At 58.1% G+C, this 6,318-nt stretch carries 6 protein-coding genes and 1 pseudogene; 2 read left to right on the forward strand and 5 right to left on the reverse strand.

Annotated elements, in window-relative coordinates; translation table 11 throughout:
* Window positions 1–299, forward strand: a 299-nt coding sequence (locus K289_RS49960) for a UPF0149 family protein (RefSeq protein WP_027556476.1), incomplete at its 5' end; no start/stop codon positions are given.
* Window positions 300–576: 277 nt separating this feature from the next.
* Here K289_RS49960 and K289_RS0140250 read toward each other — a convergent pair.
* From K289_RS0140250 to K289_RS0140260, 3 genes are all read right to left on the reverse strand, one after another.
* Entirely contained in the window at window positions 577–1,251 is a 675-nt protein-coding gene (locus K289_RS0140250) for a hypothetical protein (protein WP_027556477.1), read from the reverse strand.
* Between the two features lies 1 nt (window position 1,252).
* Window positions 1,253–2,542: a hypothetical protein gene (locus K289_RS48125; protein ID WP_027556478.1), complete on the reverse strand. Its 1,290-nt coding sequence runs from the start codon at window positions 2,540–2,542 to the stop codon at window positions 1,253–1,255.
* A gap of 578 nt (window positions 2,543–3,120) precedes the next feature.
* The gene (locus K289_RS0140260) at window positions 3,121–3,306 is read right to left on the reverse strand and encodes an Arm DNA-binding domain-containing protein (protein ID WP_027556479.1); all 186 of its coding nucleotides are present in this window, start codon (window positions 3,304–3,306) and stop codon (window positions 3,121–3,123) included.
* A gap of 324 nt (window positions 3,307–3,630) precedes the next feature.
* Here K289_RS0140260 and K289_RS53310 point away from each other — a divergent pair, with 324 nt between their 5' ends.
* Window positions 3,631–3,939 (forward strand): DUF346 domain-containing protein, encoded by a 309-nt coding sequence (locus K289_RS53310; protein WP_084788952.1) that lies wholly within the window; start codon window positions 3,631–3,633, stop codon window positions 3,937–3,939.
* A 664-nt stretch (window positions 3,940–4,603) separates the two neighbouring features.
* Here the strand turns inward: K289_RS53310 and K289_RS53315 are convergent.
* Together K289_RS53315 and K289_RS53320 are read right to left on the reverse strand one after the other, a co-directional pair.
* Window positions 4,604–4,855 carry a cold shock domain-containing protein gene (locus tag K289_RS53315; protein ID WP_051311346.1) on the reverse strand — a complete coding sequence of 84 codons (252 nt, stop codon included), beginning with the start codon at window positions 4,853–4,855 and terminating at the stop codon, window positions 4,604–4,606.
* A 1,096-nt stretch (window positions 4,856–5,951) separates the two neighbouring features.
* A pseudogene (locus tag K289_RS53320) lies at window positions 5,952–6,170 on the reverse strand (4-fold beta flower protein); the annotation flags it as partial.
* Window positions 6,171–6,318 lie beyond the last annotated feature (148 nt).

Raw genomic sequence — 6,318 nt, forward strand, 5'->3', positions numbered from 1 at the left:
ACCGGCGCAACCCCCATGGCGACGTCGATCCGCGTCCCTGGTGCCAAGGTTTCTATGCCGCGATGCGGCTCAGGATAGCGGCGTGGGCGCCATTGCTGGACGCCAGCAACGTCAATCACGGCCTGCTTCGGCCCATTCTGCTGCACTGTCGCGATGATCAGGGCCGTCCGCTTCTCGGACCGCCGCGACAGGGTCACGAGACCGGGGACTTTCTCCGCAATGCCCACCTCGATATCCCAGCGGCTGTCGAGGCCATGCGCCAATACTGGATGCCGATCCGCTACGCACGCGCCCGCTGATCACCGCAGACGTGGAAGCTCATACCGGTTACTTTGGATCGGGAGCTCAACGCTGCATTCCGGCAGCGGCAGGCGGGCTTGGCGCAGGCGGATAGCCGCCTGTTGCAACAAGAGCAGGGAACATGGCTTGCGCTACGACGCCAATGTCGAAGCGATGCCGATTGCATCGCTGAAGCCTATCGTTCGAGATTGCTAGAGCTGCGTAACTGGAATCCGTCCACCGTTCATATGGAGTAGAGTTGCTACAGGGTGGGCGGTCGTAGCGCTCGTACTGTCATCAGGGCTTCGCCGGTAAGGCAGGTATATGTAGATCGACGGTGGAGATCATTTGGGCGGCCGCGGGAGCGTACTTATCGATGTTCGGCGCAATGATCAAAAGCTCCATTGCTGATTTCTTGTCGCATATGACCTTGCTCGTCGCGGCGACGTTTTCTTGCTTGCCGTAAAAATCGAAGATGTACAACTTTCCGCCATCCGTACCGTTGATATCGTCGACCGTATATTTTTGCAGCGAGAGGCCGTTGCTCTGGCCGAGGCGGCTGAACAGAACTCCGCAATCAGCATCTTGCAGATCATACGCAACTCGCAGAAAACCTCGGAATTGCGGCACATCGGTTGCTTGAAATGCAGCCACGACATACACCTTGGGAGTCTGGGTGATGCTGCTCGTTGCATTCCGCCAGGGGTTTTCGACGGACCAGCGGCCGAGCGATTCAGGAAGATAGACGCGGGCCCGAAAGTCGCGTGCTTCGTTCGCAAAGTCGAAGTATCCGAACGCGTCGGTTGGCAGCGTGGACTGCGCCGAGGGGGTTGGCTCAGTATTCGCAGGCGCCCCGCTTTTGATGCCTTGCGTCAAACCATCTTTCGCTAAAATGAGGCTCGCAACAAACACACCGCTAACGGTGAGCGCGATTAGTGCCATGAAGATCAGTAATGTTGCGGCGCGTCTCATATCAATTCCTAGACGCCTCGATGCCAAGTTCTAGCGGTCCGAGGCCAAGCTGAATCTTATCATCCTTTGGGCCAACACCGAAACCGGCCTTTGCCTCGACGCCTATTCCAGCCTGCGCGTAGCCGCTAACCTGGAAGCCCGCCAATGTGAAGGATTGATCGATGCGTCCGCGCACGAGATATGCTCCGGCCCCCGCCTCTGCGTTGACTCCTTGCAATCCGAGACCTGCCGATGCGCGCACCTCGGCAGCTCCGGCATCACCTGTCGCCCGTGTTCCACCGCGAGTCGCCTCCCCATGAAGGAGCGCGCCACTGCCCTTAACTTCAATGACAGCACCTTTGGTGCCGAGTCCGGCGGAGACTGCGCCTTGCAATTGAACGGCGTCCAAACGGGTGTTGACGCCGAAGAGTTGGCCTTGTGCGTCGCGCAAGCTAAAGGTTTGCGACTTCCCGATGTTCACTGACGCACTGTCCAACTTTCCGCCCTGAAATTCGATGCCCCCGGAAGAGGAGAGGCCCGTGCCACCGGCGTTGCTTCCAATGCGTTTTGCAGTTGCTGGGAGAGATGGTGTCTCAATGGTACATGGGCAGGCGTACTGCTTGGGGGGCGTTCCGCACATGAACGTCGTTCGGCATTTGTTGTCTGTCGATGGTACCGCCGCGACCTTGTTCGTCGGAGGAAAGTGACGCTCTTCAGGTTGCAATCGGACGGCGTTGCGCTTCAAATTGTCGAGCTGCTCGGCCCATACCTTGTCTCGGGGAGCTGGCGCACTTGGTAAGGCGGGTCGGGGAGACGAGGCATCGGCGTTGCCGCCGCACTGCACCTTGTTGGGGTCAGATCCGGTTGCCATTGCTTCGATCTGCTTTGCAGCGCAAGTTTCGGGCTTGCGACTTCGCACCGCCTCGTAATTCGACTTCTGTAGGCGTTGCAAATCCGATTGCCGCCGTTGCTCGGCAGCTCGCTGGAGCTGTTGAGCTGCCTGCTTTTGCGCGACACTGGCTTGTTCAAGTGACTTTCGTGCAGCGCCCGCTGCCCTTTCAATTTCCTTGCTCCTCGCGTCGATCCGGCTGCGCTCGTCGCGGGTGCGTCGTGCCTCCTCCTCCGCAAGTTTCTTATCCCGATCCGCCTTGAGCTGTTCGTTCAGAGCCCTTTGAAGGTCAGCTTCCTGACTGGGATTTACGCACTTGAGCTCGCCCTGTCGAATAGCGCCTATATTCGCTGGCGCTCTCCAACACTGTGTGCCCGAACTGCACCAATGCCCGTCACCGCAATCGTTGGCCTGCTCAGGCATACAAGTCCCAGCGACGCTACATTTAGAGCCTTGGTTGCAGCAGAGATTACCGCAACACGTTGTGCCGTAGGCGCAGATGCCTCCCGAGGGGCAATAGTTTCCTTGAGGTTGGGGTTGAGATCGAGATGCGCCGCTACAGCCCTGGTACCCGGCAAGCGAGCCGTCAGGGCAACGGCACTCCGTTCCGCCGCCCCCTGCTATGGGTACGGCTCCAAGCGATTCGCATAATCCCGGCGGATAGAATTGCGCATAGCCGACCGTTGGAAACAACAAGATCGCGGCATTCAAGATCGCAAACAACGCTTGCCGCATGTTGGCTCCCCCTGCCTATCAGATCAGTCTAGTTCCGCCTAAGGCGACGAACAATTGGGTAGGTGGGCGCACCAAGGTTTTCTGTGCGACCTATGCGAAAGATCGGTGTGAGGCACAAAATGCAGCAGATTCAACGACATTGAGCCCCGCCGACGACAAAGGTGCGCAAGCGAGTCCTGAACTCCCTGCCGCCCTTTGTTCGACGCTCCGCAGGGAGTCGAAATGCGCCAGCGGCGCGTGCCTACTGACGCTCTTCCTCCCGACAGCTACATGCACGCCACAGACAGAGCGACGGTCAGGGAAAGCATCTTTTCCTTCCGGTCAATCTGATATCGAAAGCGCCAGAGCTTGCTCCCATTGGTTTCAATCAAAAGGTGGAGGCCATTCCCGTCGGGGAGCTTGTAGGGCTTCTCATGGGGTTTCGCGGCCAGCACGCCAACTTGGGTAAGCATGGGTAGGCTCCTGCATTACACAGAGCACTTACCCAGAATCCTACCCAGAATTTCAGGTGCCGTCACCGTCGACGATGAAGCACTATGCAATGGGTAGGCAGCTCAAACTATTACGTTTTTAGGCCGCTATGAGGAGCCATGTAGCACCATATAGAAGCGGTGCTGGTGCCCAGGGGCCGACCATATCTGATCTTCTAAACCATTGATGACACTTCGTAATCCAGACGAACGAAAATCACCTACCCATACTCCTACCCAACAAGATGTGGGCTGCTACGGTGAATAGTGAGGATTTGAGTCAATAGCAGCGAGGGCCGTCTCGAAGTGTTCGCCCGTGGCACCGACAATGCGCTGTGGCACATCTGGCAGGACAAGCCGCACGCCGGACCGTGGTCAGGCAGGGCATCCCTGGGCGGCGTTCTCCTCAGCGATCCACTCGCGGCCAGATACGGACTGCACAGGAGGCCGGCAGTCTCACAAGGCGGCCGGCGCCAAACTACTTTTCGGCGCAAAATTCTGCGCCCTTGGAGCGAGCGCAGAATCGGTGTCCTTCGCCGCGCGCGCATTTCGGGCAGCCGCTCTTGTGACGAACGGTGCGCTCCAGCAATGAGCCGCGCAGAAGCTCGCCGGTGACCGGCAGCTTGGCAACAAGCCTTTCGCGGGTTTGCAGAGCTCGGGAGCGATTCATTCACCAAAATGAATCAGCGTCGCGGCTGCCCGTCAACGGCCAACCCGTCCGAACTTGCAGTTTTTCCGCAACGAAATGCGCGTTGATACCACGGTGGTGGAAACCAATATCCACTATCCGACCGACAGCACGTTGTTGGGGAGACGGCTAACACATTGGTCCAACACTTCCAAATGGGCGGGTTCAAAGAGTTCCAGTTCGGCCATTGGTGCGCGGCTTCCTTCAGGAGGCGCGCACCCTCCCTAGTTATCTAATGCGTCATTAGAGTTTGTTGGGTGAAACGAAAGCGCTGGGGCCCCCTTCAAAAACTGATTGTTTTCAGCACCTCGTGCTCTGTCGCCTACTCTCATGACCTCTGTCCGACGGGATCAAGAATTCTGAGGAGCACACGCTCCTTTGCGACAACGAGGCTCACTGCCTCAGGAGACTCTGATGCATTCCAGAGTACTCGAGTGAAATCTGTGCTCCCACGAGTCGATAGATTTTTACTCGAGTGCTGCGTTTCGGAATATGTCGGCTGCGTTGGCGTCCGCCCGCCACATCGGCCGAACTCGCCACCTTTTGCGCTGCGAAAATGATCTTGAACACCTGCTTCAGGATACGTGCACCTCAATCGATTAGCCTGACGTTGGCCGCTTGGTACTTTGAGCGCTGTTTGTTGAAGCGAAACTCGAAAGTCACGCGTGTGCCCGGCACCAGATCAGCCCCTGCGCAGCTGCGAAGTTCGGACATGTGCACGAACAAATCCTGACCGTTGCAGTCATCAGGCCTTATGAAGCCCCAGCCCTTTTCAACGTTGTACGAGACTACCGTTCCGGTCTGCATCTTCGCTTTAGCTTGTCGAGATTGGAGATCATGCATTGACGTTTAGGCGACGATATCGAGTCGCGAGCCTCGCCTACGCGGCTGATTCGGAGCTGCGGGCACACTTTTCCTGACTTGCCCGGAGCAAAGATCTCGTGGGCATGGCGATCGCGTCTCCCGCTGAGGGAGATACTAATTGCGTGGCCCATACGCCCTTCGTGTTCGTGCCCGCGTAGGATATGGCGGCGGCGAGCGTGAGCGAATCCGATCGCCGGTCGAACGTCCTGTTTCATATCGCCTCACGGCAGCGGCGGGGCAGGCCAGACGCTTGCGGCGACGCGGCGCCGAGCCCGCCCCTAACATCACCGCGTCTGGAGTAATAGGTGATGCTGCCCCGAACCGAGCAAGGGCCGTGCCGAACCGAGAATCGGAGGTTCTTCAGGCGCCTCGTAGCGGGGCTGTAGGGTCAAGTTGTCGACATTGGTCTGAAAGCTGACACTCGGCCCCAACACTATCTGACGCTCCTGGTCCTGACTGACTTCAGACCAACGGCAGGATCGCGTTCGCTTGTCGTATCCAGGATCCCGTTTGTCCGAACGGGTTGCGACAAGGCGCCAACCTGACGCGCTGAAGTGACCCAACCCGGAGGAAGGCGGCCCGACTTCGGTCCCGAGGGGCTTGTCCGGCGTTCAACTACGGAAATGAATGAGGCCGCGAGACGATGCAGTCCCGCGGCCTCGGCACCGGAATTTAGCGAAAAAACCGTTTAAGTATGAAATCCCTCCGCCGGTGTTCCTCCAGTAGAACACCGTGTTCAAAAAATTGACAATCCGGGCGGCTACGGAAAAAGGAATGATGCGCGCGACACTTGCCGAGTCCTGAGCGCCCGTGTGCGGTCGCCGAAGATGACCTCCGCAATTGGCACGGTTAGCGCGAAGCCGCCTTTCACCTGTTCTTCCCGCGGTCCGAAAACGAAAAAAGAGTAAAGCTGCACTATTCTGCAGTGCGGTTGAACATGCGTTCTTCTCGCTTTGTTTTCGAATCGATTTCGCGGCGAAACTCCCTTCCGAATTTGGGGAGGCGCTTTTGCGCACTTGGGCTGGTCAGGAAGCTCATCCGAGAAGGCCGGCGTATCCGCCACGTTCCGCCGAGCTTATCTTAGAAACAGATCATGTGGTGTGAGCCCGCTCCAGGCGAGAGTTGGTATAGTCGGAATGGGCGGAATTGACGGGATCGCTCGAATCGGCGGAATACTCGGAATGCTCCTTATTGGCGGGATTGACCGCATCGGCGGAAGAGGGCCGCCAGATGCTCCATCGGTGAATGCAATCGCATTTCCACCTGAGTCGCGGATCCATCCATTGTGCAGCCTTGCGACGTAGCGTCGGGGATGTCCCGATCGCTGTTGAACTAGGTCGGGCCGACGTTGCCGGAATGAATGTTACGCGGCCCTCGTGACGTGGGCAACGGGGTTGATCGTCATGCGATTGTGGCGAGCTTGAAGAGCCGCACGCAGAACC

Source organism: Bradyrhizobium sp. Cp5.3, from assembly GCF_000426265.1.
Classification (GTDB): Bacteria; Pseudomonadota; Alphaproteobacteria; order Rhizobiales; family Xanthobacteraceae; genus Bradyrhizobium; species Bradyrhizobium neotropicale.

Excerpts from the sequence above, each read along its gene's own strand:
- K289_RS48125 (WP_027556478.1), bottom strand. The coding sequence starts at position 2,542 with ATGCCTGAGCAGGCCAACGATTGCGGTGACGGGCATTGGTGCAGTTCG.
- K289_RS0140260 (WP_027556479.1), bottom strand. The coding sequence starts at position 3,306 with ATGCTTACCCAAGTTGGCGTGCTGGCCGCGAAACCCCATGAGAAGCCC.
- K289_RS0140250 (WP_027556477.1), bottom strand. The coding sequence starts at position 1,251 with ATGAGACGCGCCGCAACATTACTGATCTTCATGGCACTAATCGCGCTC.
- K289_RS53315 (WP_051311346.1), bottom strand. The coding sequence starts at position 4,855 with ATGCATGATCTCCAATCTCGACAAGCTAAAGCGAAGATGCAGACCGGA.